14 protein-coding genes and 1 pseudogene are annotated in these 21952 nt (G+C 25.0%); 6 read left to right on the plus strand and 9 right to left on the minus strand.

Annotation, left to right across the window (positions count from 1 at the left end; genetic code table 11):
* Positions 1–82: 82 nt before the first annotated feature.
* Positions 83–487 carry a hypothetical protein gene (locus U0T55_01655; GenBank protein ID XBC42629.1) on the plus strand — a complete coding sequence of 135 codons (405 nt, stop codon included), beginning with the start codon at positions 83–85 and terminating at the stop codon, positions 485–487.
* 480 nt (positions 488–967) lie between these two features.
* Here the strand turns inward: U0T55_01655 and asnS are convergent, their stop codons facing one another.
* Both asnS and pncB read right to left on the minus strand, forming a co-directional pair.
* Positions 968–2368, minus strand: a complete 1401-nt coding sequence (asnS, locus tag U0T55_01660) for an asparagine--tRNA ligase (GenBank protein XBC42630.1) — start codon at positions 2366–2368, stop codon at positions 968–970.
* A 46-nt stretch (positions 2369–2414) separates the two neighbouring features.
* The gene (gene pncB, locus U0T55_01665) at positions 2415–3605 is read right to left on the minus strand and encodes a nicotinate phosphoribosyltransferase (GenBank protein ID XBC42631.1); all 1191 of its coding nucleotides are present in this window, start codon (positions 3603–3605) and stop codon (positions 2415–2417) included.
* 925 nt (positions 3606–4530) lie between these two features.
* Between pncB and U0T55_01670 the strand changes: the two genes are divergently transcribed.
* Positions 4531–6426 (plus strand): ATP-binding cassette domain-containing protein, encoded by a 1896-nt coding sequence (locus U0T55_01670; protein ID XBC42632.1) that lies wholly within the window; start codon positions 4531–4533, stop codon positions 6424–6426.
* 87 nt (positions 6427–6513) lie between these two features.
* Here the strand turns inward: U0T55_01670 and U0T55_01675 are convergent, their stop codons facing one another.
* The 3 genes from U0T55_01675 to U0T55_01685 all read right to left on the minus strand — a co-directional run bounded on the left by U0T55_01675 (position 6514) and on the right by U0T55_01685 (position 11995).
* Complete coding sequence (locus tag U0T55_01675) at positions 6514–7464, minus strand: rhodanese-related sulfurtransferase (GenBank protein ID XBC42633.1); 951 nt, start codon at positions 7462–7464, stop codon at positions 6514–6516.
* Positions 7465–7550: 86 nt separating this feature from the next.
* Positions 7551–10409, minus strand: a complete 2859-nt coding sequence (locus U0T55_01680; protein XBC42634.1) for a valine--tRNA ligase — start codon at positions 10407–10409, stop codon at positions 7551–7553.
* Between the two features lie 80 nt (positions 10410–10489).
* A complete protein-coding gene (locus U0T55_01685; protein XBC42635.1) occupies positions 10490–11995 on the minus strand; it encodes a leucyl aminopeptidase in 1506 nt (501 codons plus the stop codon).
* 621 nt (positions 11996–12616) lie between these two features.
* Between U0T55_01685 and argF the strand changes: the two genes are divergently transcribed.
* From argF to U0T55_01705, 4 genes and pseudogenes are all read left to right on the plus strand, one after another.
* Entirely contained in the window at positions 12617–13633 is a 1017-nt protein-coding gene (gene argF / locus U0T55_01690) for an ornithine carbamoyltransferase (GenBank protein ID XBC42636.1), read from the plus strand.
* Between the two features lie 156 nt (positions 13634–13789).
* A pseudogene (gene pyrB / locus U0T55_01695) lies at positions 13790–14730 on the plus strand (aspartate carbamoyltransferase).
* Positions 14717–15184, plus strand: a complete 468-nt coding sequence (gene pyrI, locus U0T55_01700) for an aspartate carbamoyltransferase regulatory subunit (GenBank protein XBC42637.1) — start codon at positions 14717–14719, stop codon at positions 15182–15184. The pseudogene pyrB and the gene pyrI overlap by 14 nt, the downstream one beginning before the upstream one ends.
* Positions 15185–15259: 75 nt before the next feature.
* Positions 15260–15649 carry a RidA family protein gene (locus U0T55_01705; GenBank protein ID XBC42638.1) on the plus strand — a complete coding sequence of 130 codons (390 nt, stop codon included), beginning with the start codon at positions 15260–15262 and terminating at the stop codon, positions 15647–15649.
* Positions 15650–15910: 261 nt separating this feature from the next.
* Here U0T55_01705 and U0T55_01710 read toward each other — a convergent pair whose 3' ends face one another.
* The 4 genes from U0T55_01710 to truB all read right to left on the minus strand — a co-directional run bounded on the left by U0T55_01710 (position 15911) and on the right by truB (position 21949).
* On the minus strand, positions 15911–17716 hold the full coding sequence (locus tag U0T55_01710; protein XBC43068.1) for a DEAD/DEAH box helicase: 1806 nt from the start codon (positions 17714–17716) through the stop codon (positions 15911–15913).
* 560 nt (positions 17717–18276) lie between these two features.
* Positions 18277–20358, minus strand: a complete 2082-nt coding sequence (pnp, locus tag U0T55_01715) for a polyribonucleotide nucleotidyltransferase (protein ID XBC42639.1) — start codon at positions 20356–20358, stop codon at positions 18277–18279.
* A gap of 278 nt (positions 20359–20636) precedes the next feature.
* Complete coding sequence (rpsO, locus tag U0T55_01720) at positions 20637–20906, minus strand: 30S ribosomal protein S15 (GenBank protein XBC42640.1); 270 nt, start codon at positions 20904–20906, stop codon at positions 20637–20639.
* Between the two features lie 125 nt (positions 20907–21031).
* Positions 21032–21949 (minus strand): tRNA pseudouridine(55) synthase TruB, encoded by a 918-nt coding sequence (gene truB / locus U0T55_01725; GenBank protein XBC42641.1) that lies wholly within the window; start codon positions 21947–21949, stop codon positions 21032–21034.
* Positions 21950–21952 lie beyond the last annotated feature (3 nt).

Consider the following 21952-nt stretch of genomic DNA (forward strand, 5'->3'; position numbering starts at 1 on the left):
TAATTTTTTAAAAGATAGAAATCATACAAAATTTTTACTAAAAAAACATGTATTTATTGATTTATTAAATTTTGAAAAAGTATTGAAAAACAATATATTAAAAAAAATAAAAGTTATTAATATACCTTTTCAAGATAATTTAATACTTGTAAATGAAGTTAATAACAATACTATTTATGAAATAAACACAAATAAAATTCAAAATATATTTATTAATTTTTTTAATAAAGAAATTTCTTGTTTTAGCGTAACTCAAAAAGATAATATTGAAAAAGCTAAACAAGATTTAAACATTTCTTCTACAGATATATTAATTAATAGAAACAAAGCATTAATGTTAGCTAAAAAAATAAATGTAAATTATTTATTATACAATTCTATATATGAAAAATATAAAAAATTATATGTTCAATTACAAATCATTTTAGTGAATTCTAAAGAAATTTTTTTAGAAGACAACATATTAATAGGAAAACTTGAAAATTAATTTTTTTATTAATTTAATATTTGCTTTATATAATAAGTGTTTCAACCTACTTGTAAAATTCAAAAAATGGTAATACTAATAAAAATTTTAATATACTAAAATAGATAAAATATACAATATGTATAATATATATTTAATAGAATTAATATAAATATACAAGTATCATTTTATATTGGAAAGTTTTTAGATAAATAAACTCATCTTAACCAAATAATAAGTATCATACTATTATTGAAAAACAATTGTTTATTTTTTAATATATACATTTAAGTATGCAAAATATTAAAGTTCTAATGGAATTATATTTGTTATATTACAATTTTTTATATTCACTCCAAATGTCAACATTATGATATTACAAACATTAATTTAAAAGTATTTTAATTATTCCATCAAGTTAAAAAAAATCAAATTTAGTTTTCTATTCGCGATGCATTTTTATGTTTAACGTACGTTAAAACATATATTTTTAAAAATAGACTAAATACTAATATTATTTACAGTTCTAGGAAAAGGACATACATCTCTAATGTTTTTAACTCCAATTATATATGATAAAAAACGTTCAAAACCTAATCCAAATCCTGCATGCGGGACAGTTCCATATTTACGAAGATCTCTATACCACCAATAACTCTCTTTATTTAAACCAAATTCAGAAAATCTTTTATCTAAAATATCTAGTTTTTCTTCTCTCTCAGACCCTCCTAAAATTTCTCCAATTTTAGGTACTAATAAATCCATTGCTGCAACAGTTTTTTCATTTTTATTTAACTTCATATAAAAAGCTTTAATAGACCTAGGGTAATTTATAATTATAACTGGACAACCAAAATACTGTTCTACAATATATTTTTCATGTTCTGATGATAAATCCATTTCTAAAAATATTGAATTTAAAGAAAATTGTCCCGATTTTTTTAAAATATTTATAACTTCTTCATATTCTATTTGAACAAATTTTCTTTTTAAAAATTTTTGTAATCGAGATATAATATCTATATCTACAGTTTTTTTAAAAAATTCAATATCTATTAAGCATTTATCTAAAATATTATTCACTGCATTTTTTAACATCTCCTCAGAAAATGCAATTAAATCGTTTAATATAAAAAAAGCAGTTTCTACTTCCAACATCCAAAATTCAGCAAGATGCCTACTAGTATTAGAGTTTTCCGCTCTAAACGTCGGACCAAAAGAATAAACTTTTGACAATGCACATGCATACGCTTCTAAATTTAATTGACCAGAAACACTTAAAAAACTTTCTCTTCCAAAAAAATCTTTTTTAAAATTTACATTTGAACCATCAGTCTTAGAAAGATTAGAAAAATCAAGTGTAGATACTTTAAACATATCACCACACCCTTCGGCATTTAATCCTGTAATAATAGGCGTTGCGATCCAATAATATTCTTTTTGATATAAAAATTGATGTAAAGTTTGAAATAAACAGTTTCTAATCCTAGATATAGAACCAATAAAATTTGTCCGTGGTCTTAAATGAGAATATTGTCTTAAATGTTCAATAGTATGTTTTTTAGATGACATGGGATAACTTGAAGGATCGTCAACTAATCCAACTATTTTTATTGTTTTTGCATTAATTTCATATAATTGATTTTTTTTTAGCGATTGTATTAACATACCATGTACAACTATTGAACACCCAACTGTTAATTTCATAATATCTTGATAAAAATTAAATAAAGAACAATGAACTACAATTTGTATTGTATTAAAACAAGATCCATCATACAAATCAATAAAAGAAATACCAGATTTGGAATTTCTTCTATGTTTTACCCATCCTCTTACACTAATAAGTGCATTTTTTTTTATTTTATTATGATATATATCAGATACAGAAACTATATCCATGACGTTATCCTCAATAATTATATGAAATTATTTAAAAAAAATTATTTTATTTTAAGCTGAAAGCTTTTTTTAAATTTTTCATAAATAATTTATTAAAACAAACTATTTTTTCTGGACTGTCTGAAAGTTTAGCTACCGGTTTACCATTACACTCTATTAATTTAATGACAATATTTAAAGGATTTACATTAGGAATGTCACAAGTTAATTTTGTTCCTATACCAAATATTGTATTGATTTTTTTATTAAAAAATTGAAATAAACGCACTATTGTTTTAAAATCTAAACTATCTGAAAATAACAGTGTTTTTTTTGATGGATTTATTCCAAGTTTTTCATAATGACTAATGGCTTTTTTTCCCCATTGAAATGGATCACCAGAGTCATGTCTTAATCCTTCGTAATCATTTGCTAAATCAAAACTAAAATCTTTTAAAAAAGAATCCATAGAAATACAATCTGTTAAAGCAATACCTAAATATTCTTTGTACTGAAGCAACCATGTTTTTAAAGCGATTTTTTGACTATTTTCTAAAATAGGACTAATTTGCTGATGTGCTTGAAACCATTCATGAGATTGAGTACCTACAGGATTCATTCCAAACATTTTAGAAAAATGATAATTACTTGATCCAATTAACCATGGAAAATTCATTTTTAAAAATTTAATTATAGAAAAATGAATGTCATATGAAAACCTTCTGCGAGTTCCAAAATCTATTATTTTTAATTTAGATATATCTAAATTTTTAGTTATTTTATGAAAATGAGTAATCTTTTTTTTTAAATAATTTAAAGCAATGCGTGATGTGACATTAGGCGATGTATTTTTATGAACTATTTCACTTATCAACGATAACAACGGAACCTCCCATAATATCACATCTTTCCATAATCCATGTATGTAAATACATAATTTTCCATTCTTATTACAAACATTCACTTGTGAAAGATTATATCGAAAATCTTTTAACCACAGCAAATATTCTTTTTTAAAAAAAGGAAGAGAAGACATATATATGTATTCATCATTAGTAAGATATAAATTAGTAGCCATCATTTCAATTTGATTAATCAACATTTTAGAATAATTTCCAAAAACATTGATACCTCGACATATAAATTTTGCAGATACAGTAACATTTTGGTAATAATAAAACACAACTTGTTGCATATGAAATTTGTAAGCATCGGTGTCTAAAAAAGTTTTTAATATTGGATAATTATATTTCTTCATATTATGTTTGATGCATATTGTTGTAATTAATAAATTTTAAAAATCATAATGTATTAACAATACATATTACACTTATATTTTTCCAAAATATGAATATATATATAAAAATTGTTGAAATGTTTAATTAAATATAAAAATAATACTATGAAATATAACTATTAATATGTACTATCTTTAAAACGTATACATAATTTTAAGTATTTATATTGTATAATTTAATTAATAATATATTATTCTCATTCTATTAGAAATCATGTTTATTACATATTTCAATAAATAGTTAAAAAAATGTGATAATAATTATAAAAAAGAACTATAAAAATATCTTGCATTTAATAGCAAAATTCAAAAATGAAATATATACTAATAACTTAAAAAAATTAATTTTAAAACAGCAATAAAAAAATCAATGCAAAAAATAAAATATCCTATTTTAATAGATCTTTCCACCGACTTTGAGAAATAAAAAATTTATCTTTATAACAATATAGTTAAATAATTAATGATTACAATATAACAAAGACTAATATCACTAAAATGGTTATTCTTAGTAAAACAAAACGTATTCATTAGCTTTAGTAAGAACTATGTTTAGAAATATATTTTGTTTAATTAGAACTTACATTAGCATATAAAACTTAAAATTTATAAATATTATATAACATTTATAAATTAGTTGTTCGCAGCTATTATTAAAGAACTGACACTAAATGAAACATGAATTGTGAAATATCTCGTTGTAATTAAACATTATTCGTACTTTCAAATTCACAATAATTAACAAAAATATGTCATTCAATACAACAACTTATTTTCATAATTAACATAGTATAAATCTAATATTTATAAAAATTTTTCTATCACTCATACATTTCATAACACATTTCGAATTATTATCAAAAAGTACAATCTAAAGAAGGTAATCATGTCACTAGTATATGTACAAAACGCAACTTTTTTACTTAATCAAGTTAAATTACTAAATGATGTAAGTTTTCAAATTAAAGAAAAAGAACGAATTTGTTTAGTAGGAAATAATGGAACTGGGAAATCTACTTTCCTCAATATTATTGCAAAAATAGAAACATTAGACAATGGCATTATTACATACAAAAAAAATATAAAAATAAAATATTTAGAACAAAATATTGTTTACAATAGCAATAAATCTATTTACGAATTTATTTGCGAAGGTATTACACATGAATCTCAATATTTAAAAGACTATTTTCGCATTTTGCATCATTTAAAATTTATGACATCTTTAAATAATTCGCAAAAATTAATCCAATTGAAAAAAATATTTGATACAAAAAAATTATGGGATAAAAAGAAAAAAATTGACGATATTATCAACTATTTTGGATTGAATAGTCATGCTATGTTATCTTCACTTTCTGGAGGACTGCTAAGAAAAATAGAACTCGGAAAAATATTAGTAAGTGAACCTGACTTAATAATATTAGACGAACCTACAAATCATTTAGATATAATTACTATTCATTGGCTAGAAAAATTTTTAACAACACATCTTATTAGTGTATTATTTGTATCTCATGACCGATCATTTATAAACCAAGTATCAACTAGAATTATTCATTTAAATTCTGGAAGTTTAATTTCATGGACAGGAGATTATGATTCTTTTTTAAATAATCAATCTAATAATAGATATATAAATGCAGTAAAAAAAATAAAATTTGAAAAAAAATTAGATAAAGAAAAATTATGGGCTAATAGTGGAGTGAAAGCACGATCTACGAAAAATGAAAGCCGAATGAAACAATTACAAAAAATGATAAACGAAAGTAAACTTAGTAAACCCATTATGAAAACAACAAAAATTGTTATCAATGAAGATAATTATTCAGGTCGCTTATTTTTTAAACTAAAAGAAGTATGTTTCAATTCAAATCAAATGATTTTAATTAATAGTTTCTCTGATATTGTACAAAGAGGTGAAAAAATTGCGTTAATTGGAATAAATGGAAGTGGAAAAAGCACACTATTAAAATTAATTGTAGGAGAATTAAAACCAAATAGTGGAAGTATTGATTTTAATTCTAACGTTAAAACAGCATATTTTGATCAAAAACGAGTCAAAATTAATCTTGACAAAACTGTCTTAGATAACTTATCTCATGAAAAAAATGAAATTACCATTAACAATAAAAAATATCATAAATTAAAATATTTAGAACAATTTTCATTTCCAAAAGAAAAAATTAAATTAAAAGCTAGAGTCCTATCAGGAGGAGAAATAAATAAACTACTGTTGGCAAAATTATTTTTAAAAAAAAGTAACGTTTTAATACTGGACGAACCAACGAATGATTTAGATTTAGAGTCATTACAAAACCTAGAAATTGCATTAAAAAAATACAAAGGAGTAATACTTCTAGTCAGTCATGATCAAAAATTTATTCAACAAGTAGCTAACAAATATTGGTGTTTTAAAAAAAACGGACATATTGATAAACATTTAATTTTTCCTGACATAAAAAAATGGAAAAATATTATACCAGAAGTTCAAAATCTTACTTCTTTGCAAAAAACTACTAATACTATACTAACTAAAAACAAACTAATTTCTAAAATATCAAAAAAAGATTTAAAAAAAGAGCTAAAAAATATGCCAAAAAAAATAGAAAAAATAGAAAATTGTATTAATCAATTACAAAACGAAATAAATTCTTCAAATTTTTTTTATTTATCATTAGAAAATAAAAAAGAACTCTTAAATCAATTAAAAAATGCAGAAATAAATTTAGAAAAACATTTTTTAAAATGGGAATATTTAGAATTAAAAAATAACTTATAAATATTAAATTTCATATCATTAATATAAAACAATCAAAATTTTATTGGAAAATAAAATATTTGTAAAAATTTACATAAATATGCCAGCTTATACGTTACATCTATAATGGTTGATAATCATGCAATTATATGAACAACAATTTTTAAATTCTTTAGAACATTTGATACATTGAATAAATAAATTATGACATGAATTATTATAACAATTCTTGTATACGTCACAATACTTTTCGCATTGAGAACACTTAGATAGAATATCATGCGATACTATTTCACTTATTCTTTCATCAAAAACAAAATTCTTTCCTTTAAAAAGCACTGGTAAACAATTTTTTTTAGCATCATTAACATATCCAATAATTCCTCCTTTTATTTGGTACACATATTTAAATCCGTTATACATCATCCAAGATGATGCTTTTTCACACCGAATTCCTCCAGTACAATAAATTACGATGTGTTCATTTTTTTTATGCTGTAAAACACTAACAATTTCTTTTAATTGTCTTCTAAAAGTATTTACCGGAATATTAATTGCTCTTTCAAAGTGACCAATTTTGTATTCATAATGATTTCGTATATCTAAAAATATTACGTTATTTTTATTTAACATATTATTCACATCTATAGATTCTAAATATACTCCATCATAATGTACATGATGCAACTCTTTACATAAATTGTCCGCAAGAATTGTTTTTTTGACTTTTATACGTAATACCCAAAAAGACTGTTTATTATCTAATGACCTATTAATATATACATTTTTTAAATCATTAGAATATGTACGAATGAAACGTTTTACATTATCATATACGTTATTAGGAATACTAATTTGTGCATTAATTCCTTCTCTAGCTATATATATTCTACCAAAAACATTAAAATTGTATAAAGTTATATACCAATCCTTTCTAAATATTTGAGTATTCATTATAGGAAAATATTTATAAAAAGAAATTGTAATACGGGGGACATTATCACATAACATCTTGCTTTTTAATTCTTTATTAGAAATAACATTGTGTAAAATAACCATTTACATAATTTCTCCTATGTTTACATAATACAACATTTAAAAAATGAAATTTTAAATTAATGGACATTTATATAACATAGCATATATTAAAGTAATTTAGATTTTTTTAAAAGTAATTGTTGTTTTCTTGATTGATATTGAAACAAAGTAGATTTTATGTTGTTCACAATTGCATATGGAGCATATCGTAAAAAATTCTTGTTAAGCAATTTTATCTTTAATTTTTTTATTTTTAAGTTAATTTCAGATATTTCTTTTTTTATTTTTTTAAGCTCTTTTGCTTCAGAAAAATGACCTAATATAGGAATTAATAGTTCTGCTCCAGGTAATGAATACAACAAAACAGATAATGTATGCTGATTATTAGTCAATATATGTATATCTTTTAAATACAAAATTTTCTTTATATACTCTTGATATGTTTTTATTAATGCGCGCGTTTCTAAATCAACATTACAAAAATATATAGATATTGGCATTTGATAAGGCAAGTTCATATCTATTCGACTTTGACGAATTATTGACATCAAACGTTTGATCCACTTCATTTCTTTTATGACAACATCATTTTTTAAATTTACATCATGTCTTGGAAACTGACATAACATAATTGTTTTAATATGTTCTATGTTTAAAAAAATACGAAATTTTTGCCAAATTTCTTCAGTAATAAATGGAATAATAGGATGTGCCAAACATAATATTGATTTTAACACATAAAACAAAGTATGTTTAGTACCAACTGATTCAAAACGTGAACAAGATGTAATAAAAGATTTAACTAATTCTATATAAAAGTCGCAAAATTGTTTCCAAACAAATTCATATAATATACTCGAAGCTATATCAAACCGATACGTATCTAACGCACATCTATATCTTTTAACTACAATATTCAATTTTAGCAAAATCCATTGGTCAGCGATTGATAACATCTTTCTTTTATCATTTATTATTACTTGTTTATCAATGTTTAATAAAACAAAACGACTAGCATTCCACAACTTATTACAAAAATTACGATACCCATAAAGACGGTCAACATTCCAGTTAATATATCGAGTTGGACTAGACAATATTGCACAAGTAAAACGCAATGCGTCAGTACCTACTGCCGTAACTCCATTAGGAAACTGTTGTTTAGTTTTTTGACATATTGATATTTTTAAATTCGGTTTTAATGTATTTTCTGTTCTTTTTTGAATTAACTTTTCTAACGTAATTCCATCAATCATATCCAACGGATCAATGACATTACCTTTAGATTTAGACATTTTTTGACCACTTTCATCACAAATTAAACCAGTAATATAAATTTCTTTAAATGGAATTTTGGGTTTTCCATTTGAATCCTTGATAAAATGCATACTAAGCATGATCATTCGAGCAATCCAAAAAAAAATTATATCAAACCCACTTACGATTACATTAGTTGGATAAAAATGTTTTAAAAAACTAGTATCTTCAGGCCAACCTAACGATGAAAATACCCATAAACCAGAAGAAAACCATGTATCTAAAACATCACTATCTTGTTTTAACTCTATATTATCCGGTAATTTGTATACTTTTCTTACATCATTTTCGTCGTTTCCTACATATATATTATTTTTTTCATCGTACCAAACAGGAACTTGATGTCCCCACCATAATTGCCGAGAAATACACCAATCTTGTATATTACTCATCCAAGAAAAATACATGTTTTCATATTGTTTTGATATAAATGTGATATCTCCATTTGCTACAGCTTGCGAAGCTTGCTTTGCTAATTCAGCAACATTTAAATACCATTGATCAGTTAACAATGGTTCGAGAACAGTATCACTTCTATCTCCATATGGAATAGTCAAATTTTGTACTTCCACTTTTTCTAATTTTTTATGTATCATTAATTCATTAATAATTTCTTTTCGTGCTAAAAATCTATTCATATTATGAAATTTAAAAGGAATTTCTTCGCTATAAAAATATGAAGGTAATCCATTAACATTATATTCTTGCGCAATATGAGAAATATTTCCATCAAGAGTTAAAATATTAATCATAGGTAAATTATGTCTTACACCAATTTCAAAATCATTAAAATCATGAGCAGGAGTAATTTTCATACAACCGGTACCTTTTTCCATTTGCACAAAATGATCTCCAATAACAGGAATTACTCTATTGATTAATGGAACTAACACTTTCTTTCCTATTAATTTTTTATATCTTACATCATTAGGATTAACAGCTATGGCTGTATCTCCAAATAACGTTTCAGGTCGAGTAGTAGCAATTATCAAAAACTGATTACAAGTTTTATCGATACAACACAAATCATCGTTGACTAATGTATATTTTATGTACCACATTTTTCCTATGCAATCACGATTTTGCACTTCTAAATCAGATACTACTGTTTTTAGCATAGGGTCCCAGTTAACTATTTTTTTTCTTTTGTATATTAATTTTTGATTATATAAAATAATAAATGCTTTTCTCACTGCATTAGATATCTCGGAATCTAAAGTAAATCTGATCTTTGTCCAATCTACAGAAATTCCTAATCGACGCATTTGATTAGTAATTCTTTTTACAGATTCTTCTTTCCATTGCCATGCTTTTTTTATAAAATTATCCTTTCCTAACTCTCGAATAGTTTTTTTTTCTTCTAATAATATCTTTTTTTCAAGAATAATTTGAGTAGCAATGCCAGCATGGTCTGTGCCCACTTGACAAAAAGTATTTTTTCCCTGCATACGATGATATCGTATCAAAATATCCATGATTGTATATTGAAATGCATGACCTATATGCAAATTACCAGTTATATTTGGAGGAGGTAGTATTATACAAAAATTAGGTTTATCACATTCTAAGTTAGGTTTAAAATACCCATTTTTTTCCCAAAAATCATATAATGTTCGTTCAATTTCAAAAGGATTAAAAGATTTTTTCATTTTTAAACTTTATTAATCAAAAGTAAGTTAATATTGTGTGAAATAGTCGTTCCAAAGCATAAACATTTTTATATTTTATGTCATTTTAAATTTTTTAATATGTTTAAAAGAAATTGAGAAAGTAATGGAATAGGACGTCCTGTGGAACATTTTTTGTCTCCTGAAATCCAAGCAGTTCCAGCAATATCTAAATGAGCCCACTTATATTGCTTGGCGAACTCAGATAAAAAACAAGCTGCTGTAATCGCACCAGCTACATTTCCCCCAGTATTATTAATATCAGCTATATTTGATTCTAAACTTTTATAATATTCTTTAAACAAAGGTAACTGCCATACTTTGTCATCGGTTTGACCACCAGCTTTTTCTAAATCTTGTGCTAACATAACATCGTTAGACATCAAACCTGTAACATCATTTCCTAATGCAACAACACATGCGCCAGTCAAAGTAGCTATATCAATGACTATTTCAGGATTAAATCTTTTAACATACGTAAGCACATCGCAAATCACTAATCGACCTTCAGCATCTGTGTTTAATACTTCTACTGTTTTTCCAGACATTGTTGTTAAAACATCACTGGGACGAAAAGATTTTGCACTAGGCATATTTTCGCAACACGCTAATATTCCTATAACATTTAAAGGTAATTTTAATTCAGAAATAATAACCATCAGTCCAAAAACAACTGCTGCTCCAGACATATCATATTTCATTTCATCCATATGTTTTGACGGCTTAATAGAAATACCACCAGAATCAAAAGTAACCCCTTTTCCTATAAAAACAATGTTCTTTGAATGATGTCTTTTATCTCCATTATATTTTATTATGGACATTAGAGATTTATTTTTAGATCCTTGTCCAACAGATAAATATGCATTCATACCTAAATTCCTCATACTATTACAGTCAATAACATTAGTATTCATAATATTAGGATGTTTTAAAGATAATTGTTTAGCTTTAACAGCCAAATACGAAGGAGTGCAAATGTTAGGTGGAGTATTTGATAAATTTTTAGCAAACTTTGTTCCTTTTGAAATTGCTATTCCATGTTCCAATGCTATTTTAGCATAAGACATGTTGTCGTTGTGCTTTATATTAAAAAAAATACTATTTAATGAAGAAAACAGTTTTAATTTCGTAGTTTTAAATTTATCAAAATGATACAAACGATTCTGAATAGATTCTATTGCAAATCTAATTTTCCAATATATGCTTAAATCTTTAACATTAAGTTCAGAAAAGAAATAATGAACATTGGAAACTGGTAATTCTCGAATTATATTTATACTTTTTTTAAAAATTTTTTTGTATATACATACATCGAATGCATCTTGCTTTCCACATCCAAACAATATAATTCGTTTTGCAGGAATAGCAGGAAGATCATACAATAATAAAAATTGACCCAACTTTCCTTCTATTTCTTTTGTATTGATCATTTCGCTAATGTAACCATTAGAACGTTGGTCTAAATCTTGCATTAATCCATCAATGTTTGAATTTTCGAACAACCCAAGAATTAGGCAATCAGGGTTTTTTTCATCTAAACTACTGTATTTTATATTATATTTCATATTTTTTCCAAAAAAAATAAAACTTATTCATTACCGACTAAAATAAATTAATGCTTTAAATTACGTATTAAAAACAACACAGATATACAAAAATCACAAATTTCAAGAGTATATATAATATAAAACATAGAAGTTTTTTATCATTTTTAAAGCAACTTCAATATTTTTATTAGAAAAAATTCATCATATAAACATTTTAAATTCATATTAACTTGATTTTTACTTATTTGAACTAAATTTAAATGTAACTTAAATGTTCAATATGATAATATCTAGTTTTATTTAACTAATTTTAACGATTAAATATGTACATATTTAAAATATTAATTTATTTTTTAAAAAACTCAGATATATAATTTTATTTTAATAAATATATCATTATAAAAAATGAAATTAAATTAATTTTTAAATTATGTAATATTCAATTTTTCACAAATAACCCAACTAATCAAAATTAATATATTATAATTAAAACTTTTTTACAACATTATAAGCCTGCAAAAAAAAATAAAATTACATAGAATACATACATCAATTAAATATATTTTTATGAATTACTTGCTTTTGTATTCATTTTGTAATTTCAATATAAATATCAAATTGTATTAGAGATAATAAATTATGCAAACATTATATAATAAAAGCTGTCTTAGATTATTAGACTTCCAAAAATGTGAAATTGAATACATTATTAATTTTTCTAGTTTCTTAAAACATTTAAAAAAAAATGATAAAGAAGTACGTTATTTAAAAAATAAAAGCATTGTATTGATTTTCGAAAAAGAATCAACTAGAACTAGATGCGCATTTGAAGTTGCAGCATTCGATCAAGGAGCTAATGTTACATACTTAGGACCAGGAAATACTCACTTAGGATACAAAGAATCCATAAAAGATACTGCTAGAGTATTAAGTCGTATGTATAATGGTATTCAATATCGCGGACATAATCATAAAACTATAGAAATATTAGAAAAATATGCTAATGTTCCAGTATGGAATGGATTAACAGAAAAATTTCATCCTACACAAGTATTAGCAGATTTGCTAACTATGAAAGAAACTTTATCGTCTCCATCATTGTCTCAAATTAGTTGTGCTTACATTGGTGATACAAAAAATAACATAGGATACACTTGGTTAGAAGCTGCAGCTCGTTTAGGTTTAAATTTACGTTTAGTTTCACCTTCCGAATTTTGGCCAGAATCAAATTTCTTTTTACAATGCAAACTTGAAGCGCAAAAAAATAATGGAGATATAATTTGTACAGAAAATATTGAAGAAGGTGTAAAAAATGTTAATTTTATTTATTCTGATGTTTGGATGTCTATGGGAGAACCAAACAAGAAGTGGAAAAATCGTATTTTATTATTAAAAAAATACCAAATTAACTCCAAAATGTTACATTTAACAAAAAATAAAAAAGTAAAAATTTTACATTGCTTACCAGCTTTTCATGATAATAATACAATCGTAGGAAAAGAAATAATTAAAAAAAATAATTTAAAAAATGGAATAGAAATTACAAATGAAATATTCGAATCACATGCAAATACAATTTTTGAACAATCTGAAAATCGATTACACACTATTAAAGCATTAATGATCACCAGTCTAACAAAAAATTTTTCTTATTAAACGTGCAAAACAAAATGTATTTTTATTTAAACTATCAACTTAAAATTAAACTAAATCATTAATATTTTTAATGCTAAATAAATATCTTACGTTTAAAATAAGATTGTATAACATTAAACATGCACTTGTGTTTATTTAAAAATAAGGAAAATTAATATGAATCATTCTTTATATTTAAAAAATATTATATCTATTAATGATTTAACTAAGCAAGAATTAGAATTAATTTTACATGTTGCTAGTATTCTTAAAAAAAAAATCATTTAAAAATACTAAAAAATAAAATTATTGCTATTTGTTTTTTCGAAGCTTCTACTCGAACACGATTGTCTTTTGAAACTGCAATACTTAGATTAGGTGCATCAATAATTGGTTTTTCTGATGGAAATAATATTTCTTTTGGAAAAAAAGGAGAAAATTTATCAGATACTATTTCAGTTATTAGTACTTATGTTGATTTAATTATTATTCGACATCCTAAAGAAGGAGCAGCTCGTCTTGCATCTGAATATTCTAATAATATTCCTATTATAAATGCTGGAGATGGCTCCAATCAACATCCCACTCAAACACTGTTAGATTTATTTACTATTAAAGAAACTCAAAAAAAATTACACAACTTAAATATAGGAATGGTTGGTGACTTAAAATATGGCAGAACAGTGCACTCTTTAGCTCAAGCTTTGTCAAAATTTAAAAATAATCGTTTTTTCTTCATTTCACCTGATGAATTAACCATGCCGAATTACATTAATAATATGTTATATGAAAAAAATATTGTTTGGAATCAATACGATAACATAAAAAAAATTATTTCTAAAGTAGACATTTTATATATTACACGTATTCAAAAAGAAAGATTCGAACCTACTGAATATGTCAATGTCAAAGAACGATGCGTCTTAAAAGCCATAGATTTAAGATACGCAAAAAAAAATCTTAAAATTTTACATCCATTACCTCGCATAAACGAAATATCTAAAGATGTAGATCAAACACCGTATGCTTGGTATTTTCAACAAGCCAAGAATGGAGTGTATACACGACAAGCATTATTAGCGTTAGTATTAAGAAAGGATATATATGAATCAAATTAAAAAATTAAAAGTAGAAGCTATTAATTGCGGTAGTGTGATTGATCATATTCCAGCTCAAATTGGATTTAAATTACTTACGTTATTTAGATTTACAGAAATAGAACAAAGAATTACTATAGGATTAAATTTACCTTCAAGAAAATTAATAAAAAAAGATTTAATAAAAATAGAAAACATATTTTTAACAGATCATCAAATAAATCAATTATCCATTTATGCTCCACATGCTACAGTAAACTATATTAACAAATATAAACTGGTAGAAAAAATTTTTCCTATTGTACCTAGCAGTATAGATAAAATATTAGTATGTCCAAATAGTAATTGTGTTAGTAATGATATAGAAATTGCTTCTAGTTTTACGTTTAAAAAAAATAATGATATGTATTTAATATGCAAATATTGCGAAAAAGAATTTCAAAAAAACATTATTTTAAAAAATCCATGCAAATAATCATGTTATTTACAATTTTACATATAACTAATAATATTCATTTTCAAACTAATGTTTATAGAGACAATGTAATTTATGAAAATTATGATCGACACAAAAAAAATAATTAATCCTATTGGTCCTTATACAACAGCAATACAGATAGAAAACTTAATTTTTGTATCTGGACAAATTTCTAATGCCATAGATTTAAATAATAGTAGCAATAATATTGTTATTCAAACTCAAGAGATATTAAATAATATTAAGTTAATTTTAAAAAAAGCTAAGACAAATATTGAAAACATCGTAAAAACTACTATATTCATAACTAATTTGAAAAAATTAGATATTGTCAACGAGATATATAAAAAATTTTTTTTAAAATATTCTACTTATTTTCCAACCAGATCTTGTATCGAAGTATCTAAATTACCTCAAAATGCTTTAATTGAAATTGAAGTTATTGCTTATAAAAAATCATAATACATTTAAATGTAAATTTACAAGGCAAAGAATTTATTCCTTTGCCTTATATTGGAATTATTAATATTTTAAAAAAATAACCGTGCATGAAATGTAAAACTCATAATACAATTTCATTCAATTAATAACCAATATTTAAAATATGTTCTTAAAATAACCTTTTATACTCATTTTATTATTGTTCATTAAACATTATATGGTAGATAACATATAACTTTATATTCTTATATTAACTATAGAAATAACATCATAAACAATAAATTAAACGTGTTTGCGACGATAAGAAGTTAAAGTATTACCTTCTTTGCGAGTACTTTTAATATTTCGTTTTATTTCCATCGTTTTTTTAAAATTTAAACGTTCATTATTATAATTTTTTTTATGATTATTGAATCGATAACTATTTTTAAAATTTGAATTATATAGTAATCTTATATTGATTGGTTTATTAAGTACTTTAGTATTAATAAACAATTTTGATAAGTTTTTAGATAATCCTATTGGTAACTCAACAGTAGAGTATGTTGAAAACAATCTAATATTTCCAATGTTTTTACTACTAATATTTCCTTCATTAGCAATAGCTCCGACTATATGGCGAACTTCTACACCATCGTTACGACCTATTTCAACACGATATAAATCCATATTTTTACCGTCTTTACTATCACGTCGAGGACGAACATTATTTATTTTGTCATGAAATCGATGAGTATCCCTTACGTTTACATGTCGATTAGAACGTACTAAATCTGGTTTTATGATCAAAGGACGTTCTCCCTGCGCCATTTTTAACAATGCTGCTGCTAATAGTTCTATATCTAACTTTTCTGTAAGTTGTAATTTAGACAATAGATCACGATACTGATTTAAATCTTCACTTTCTAATTGTGATTGAACTTTTTTAGAAAATTTTTCTAATCGTCGTTTACTTAATAATTCGATTTTTGGTAATGTAACTTCTCTCATAGTGAGTTGCATTATACGTTCAATATTTCTTAATAAACGTCGTTCGCGATTTTCAACAAACAATAATGCTTTTCCTTTTCTTCCTGCACGACCTGTACGACCAATTCGATGGATATATGATTCTGCATCCATAGGAATATCGTAATTAATCACTAAGCTAATGCGATCAACATCTAAACCACGCGCAGCAACATCTGTAGCAATTAATATATCTAATCTTCCGTCTTTCAATTTCTCTAATGTTTGTTCTCGCAGTGATTGATTCATATCACCATTCAATGCAGCACTACTATAACCATTGCGTTCTAAAGCCTCAGATACTTCTAATGTTGCATTTTTAGTACGCACAAATATAATAGTAGCGGAAAAGTCTTCTGCTTCTAAAAAGCGAACTAATGCATCAGTTTTTTTTCCATAAACTATCCAAAAACTTTGGTGTATATCAGGGCGTGTAATAGTGTTAGACTGAATTTTTATTTCTTTTGGATTATGCATAAATCTTTTAGAAATTCTTCGAATAACATCTGGCATGGTTGCGGAAAACAAAGCTGTTTGATGCTTATCTGGAATTTTAGTCATAATCGTTTCTACATCTTCTATAAACCCCATTCTTAACATTTCATCAGCTTCGTCTAATACCAAACCACTTAAATTAGATAAATTTAATGTTCCTCTTTTTAAATGATCAAGTAAACGTCCTGGAGTTCCTACAACAATTTGAGGTCCTTGACGTAAAATTTTTAACTGTACATCGTATCTTTGACCACCGTACAATGCTAATACATGTATTCCGATTAAATTTTTTGAAAAATTCGAAAATGCTTTAGCAACTTGTACTGCTAATTCGCGAGTAGGTGTTAAAACTAAAATTTGTGGATATTTTAAATTTAACTTTACATTATTTAATAAAGGTAATGCAAATGCAGCAGTTTTTCCACTGCCTGTTTGTGCCATTCCTAAGACGTCTTTGCCCTGTAAAAGATAAGGAATGCATGCAGACTGAATAGGTGAGGGATCTATATATCCCATATCATTTAATGCATTTAAAATAGACGAATTCAAACCTAACTTGGAAAATGTTGTTTTATAAGTGTAAATCATGTAAATATGTATGCCTCTTAAGTTACAGCAGCCAGTTTACATTACTTATAATAAAAATCTCTTTTTATTTTTCATTGGACAATGTTAACCGGCTCAAAATAGATAATTTGAAAAAACACTCATACTCTATAAGAGTTTAATAATAAAATTATTTTTTGTCGTATTATATAAAATTTTTTTAAAATTATATATTTTTGTTAAATACGAACTTATTACATATAAAAAATGAGATATGAATTTTATTGAATGTTTAAATGTGTTTTATACTACAACATATATTTAAAATTATAAAAAATTAAAAAATTTAAAATCTAACAATAATTATGAGATGAATATTTTTAAAAAATATAAAAATGTTTATTAAACTAATTTTTAAATACTAAACATTGATATAAATTAAATATTAAAGTATTAATTTTTTAAATAAAGTATTACCAAAATATATAATTCTAGCAAGTTTTTAGTATATATATCCAGTATTGATCTTAAAATATATTGTATTGTATATATTTTATAATATGGACGATTTGTTTATATACTAAAATTTAATATAAAGTTTATTTGTTTTCTTTAATGCTTAGTCGTAATCTGCCTTGTCTATCTATCTCTAATACTTTTACAAATACTTGTTGATCTAAGTGTAAATAATCTGCTACTTTTCCTATTCGTTTACTTGAAATTTGCGAAATATGAACTAATCCTTCTTTACCTATTCCAATAGAAACGAATGCACCAAAATCAACAATGCGTGTTACTTTACCACTATAAACTTTGCCTACTTTAATCTCAGCTGTAATTTCTTGAATTCTGCGAATAGCATTTTTAGCTTTTTCCTGTATCATAGCAGAAATTTTAATAATCCCATTATCTTCAATTTCAATAGTAGTACCTGTTTCTTCGGTTAGCATACGAATAACCGAACCACCTTTTCCTATTACATCTTTTATCTTATCAGGATTAATTTGAATAGTATGAATTCTAGGTGCAAATTCAGAAATATCTTTTCTCGGAAATTGTAAAGATTTTTTCATAACACTTAAAATATGAAGTCGAGCTATCTTAGCTTGATATAAAGCTAATTTTATAATTTTATTGGTTACATGTTCAATTTTCATATCCATTTGCAGAGAAGTAATGCCATTTTCGCTACCAGCTACTTTGAAATCCATATCTCCTAGGTGATCTTCATCTCCTAAAATATCAGATAGTATTACAAATTTATCCCCTTCTTTAACTAATCCCATAGCTATTCCTGCTACAGCTTCAGATATTGGAACTCCAGCATCCATAAGAGCTAAAGAAGCTCCACATACTGAAGCCATAGAAGAAGAACCATTAGATTCAGTAATTTCAGATACAATACGTATTGTATAAGGAAATGTTTCTAAATCTGGCATAACAGCTAATATGCTACGTTTTGCTAATTTCCCATGCCCTATCTCACGACGTTTAGGAGACCCTACAATACCTATTTCTCCTACAGAATAAGGAGGAAAATTATAATGAAACAAAAAATTTTCCGTTCTATCACCTAACAATTCGTCTACGTTTTGTGCGTCACGAGATGTTCCCAAAGTTACTGATACTAAAGATTGCGTTTCACCTCTGGTAAACAATGCCGATCCATGAACTCTAGGAAGAACTCCTGTTCGGATATCTAACTTACGCACCGTATCTTTTTTCCGACCATCTATCCTTAATTCATCTCGTAAAATACGTGTTCGAATAATATCTTTTTCGAAGTCAGAAAATATTGATTCTATTTCTAATTCATCTGAAATTAAGTGTTCACTGATCAAATTAGATGTCAAATTAGATTTAATTTCTTTTAATTTTTTTAACCGTTCTTTTTTATCAAAAATATCATATGCATTATTTATATGATCTTTAACTAGATCACCAACTCGAGATCGTAAATAATCGTTTATAGGACATAAAAAATTCTCCCAATTCGGTATATTAACATCATGCATTAAACGAAAGATATTATGAATCACTATTTGTTGTTGTTGATGCCCAAAAGTAATTGCTTTCATTATTTCACTTTCAGATAAAATATTTGCTTCAGCTTCGACCATTAAAATTGAATCTTTTGTTCCAGATATTATTAAATCTAACGTACTATATTTCATTTGATCAATATTGGGATTTAATATGTATTTATTATGTATATAACCAATTCTAGCAGCCCCGATAGGTCCAGAAAATGGCAATCCGGATATACTTAACGCCGCAGATGCTCCAATCATTGCAACTATATCAGGATTAACTTGGGGATTGAGTGAAATAACTGTTGCAATAATCTGTATTTCATTAAAAAATCTTTTTGGAAATAGAGGACGAATTGGACGATCAATCAAACGCGCAATTAATATTTCATTTTCACTTGGCCTACCTTCACGACGAAAAAATCCACCAGGTATACGTCCTGCAGCATATGTTCTTTCTTGATAGTTAACCGTTAGAGGAAAAAATTTCTGCTCCAATAACGGTTTCTTTTGACCAACAACAGTTACTAGTACTGTAGTATCATCCATACTAACCATAACAGCTGCAGTAGCTTGTCTTGCTATTAAACCTGTTTCTAATGTTACAGTATGTTGACCATATTGAAATTTACGTACAATAGGATTTAGCAAAATAGCATCCTTAATATATTATAATTGACATGTTTATTAAATATGAATTAATATTCGCAGCATTTTATTTTCTTGAAATAGAAATATAAAAATTTTAATAAATAAATGAAAAAATTATTAAAAAATAATAAACATACTTTATGCATAAAGTATAATAATTAAGTGAATTAATACACATTTCACAGTTTTTTAAAAATAGAGAAAACTACCTTTTTAGGGTATAACATTTTTAGTAACTTTAATGTATAAATTATAAATAATATACTTCAATTTGTTAGTTAACGACGTAATTGTAATTGATCAATTATGTTAGTATAACGTAATATATTTTTATTTTTTAAATAATGTAATAATTTTTTACGATGTGATACCATATTGAGTAATCCACGTCTACTACAATAATCTTTTTTATGAATAGAAAAATGTTTTTGTAAACAATTGATTTTATTCGTTAACAAAGCAATTTGTACTTCAGATCGACCACTATCGTTTTTATGAACACCAAATTGTGAAATAAATGTATTTTTTTTAACAATGTTTAAAGACATTTTGTTACACTCCATCTTTATGTTGCAAATATAAAATAAATAACTAATACAAATCTTAAAAACATTTTATTTATGGTACTATCATATAATTTTTATAGCAAATAACTTATTCATAGACGATATAATCAAATAATACGATAAGGCAATAATTCATTAATATTATTTATTTTCCCTATTCCAATAAAATTTTTATTTTGTCCTTCTGTAATACGAAAAAATTTACTGTTTAGATGACAAATAACTCTTATTTTATTACCCTGTTTTATTTTGCTTGCTTTTTCAATAGATAAATTTATTTCTGGAAAATTTAAAACAGGGGTATCTAAAGGCATTAAAAATTGAGATAAACTTTTCGAAAAAAACTGCATACTATCGTGTTCATGTAATTTGTTTAATTGACTCATAGTTATCATTTTAGAGATTGGATAATTACCCACTTGAACTCTATGTAATTTGATCACATGTGCACCACATCCTAAATTCTCTCCTATATCTTCTATTAAAGTTCTAATATAAGTTCCTTTAGAACATGTAACGTCTAATTCTAGAAAATAATCATAATAGTTAATATACCGTAATTTATAAATAGTAATCTTTCTACGCACTCTTGGTACAGTAATACCTTTTCTAGCATATTTATATAGCGATTGACCATGATATTTGATTGCAGAATACATAGGAGGAATTTGATAAATATCACCTTGAAAAGAGTTTAAAACTTCAATTATTTTCGTTAATGTGCAATTTACTTTTCTAATTTTAATAGTTTTACCTTCAGAATCAGATGTATTTGTAGTGTATCCAAGGCGAGCAATTACTCGATAATGTTTGTTAGAATTAAGTAAAAATTGAGAAAATTTTGTTGCTTTTCCACAACAAATAGGCAACATTCCTGTTGCAATAGGATCTAATGATCCCGTATGCCCTGCTTTTTTTATATGTAATATTTTTTTTACTTTTTGCAAAATATTATTAGAAGAAAACCCTCGTGGTTTATCAATTAATAATATACCATTAATTATTTTAAATTCACGAAAAAACATTTA

It is taken from the genome of Buchnera aphidicola (Kaburagia rhusicola ensigallis), from assembly GCA_039830025.1.
In the GTDB taxonomy this organism is placed as follows: domain Bacteria; phylum Pseudomonadota; class Gammaproteobacteria; order Enterobacterales; family Enterobacteriaceae; genus Buchnera_B; species Buchnera_B aphidicola_AW.

Excerpts from the sequence above, each read along its gene's own strand:
- pyrI (XBC42637.1), top strand. The coding sequence starts at position 14,717 with ATGAATCAAATTAAAAAATTAAAAGTAGAAGCTATTAATTGCGGTAGT.
- U0T55_01705 (XBC42638.1), top strand. The coding sequence starts at position 15,260 with ATGAAAATTATGATCGACACAAAAAAAATAATTAATCCTATTGGTCCT.
- truB (XBC42641.1), bottom strand. The coding sequence starts at position 21,949 with ATGTTTTTTCGTGAATTTAAAATAATTAATGGTATATTATTAATTGAT.
- U0T55_01670 (XBC42632.1), top strand. The coding sequence starts at position 4,531 with ATGTCACTAGTATATGTACAAAACGCAACTTTTTTACTTAATCAAGTT.
- U0T55_01680 (XBC42634.1), bottom strand. The coding sequence starts at position 10,409 with ATGAAAAAATCTTTTAATCCTTTTGAAATTGAACGAACATTATATGAT.
- asnS (XBC42630.1), bottom strand. The coding sequence starts at position 2,368 with ATGGATATAGTTTCTGTATCTGATATATATCATAATAAAATAAAAAAA.
- rpsO (XBC42640.1), bottom strand. The coding sequence starts at position 20,906 with ATGTCTTTAAACATTGTTAAAAAAAATACATTTATTTCACAATTTGGT.
- pncB (XBC42631.1), bottom strand. The coding sequence starts at position 3,605 with ATGAAGAAATATAATTATCCAATATTAAAAACTTTTTTAGACACCGAT.
- argF (XBC42636.1), top strand. The coding sequence starts at position 12,617 with ATGCAAACATTATATAATAAAAGCTGTCTTAGATTATTAGACTTCCAA.
- U0T55_01675 (XBC42633.1), bottom strand. The coding sequence starts at position 7,464 with ATGGTTATTTTACACAATGTTATTTCTAATAAAGAATTAAAAAGCAAG.
- U0T55_01685 (XBC42635.1), bottom strand. The coding sequence starts at position 11,995 with ATGAAATATAATATAAAATACAGTAGTTTAGATGAAAAAAACCCTGAT.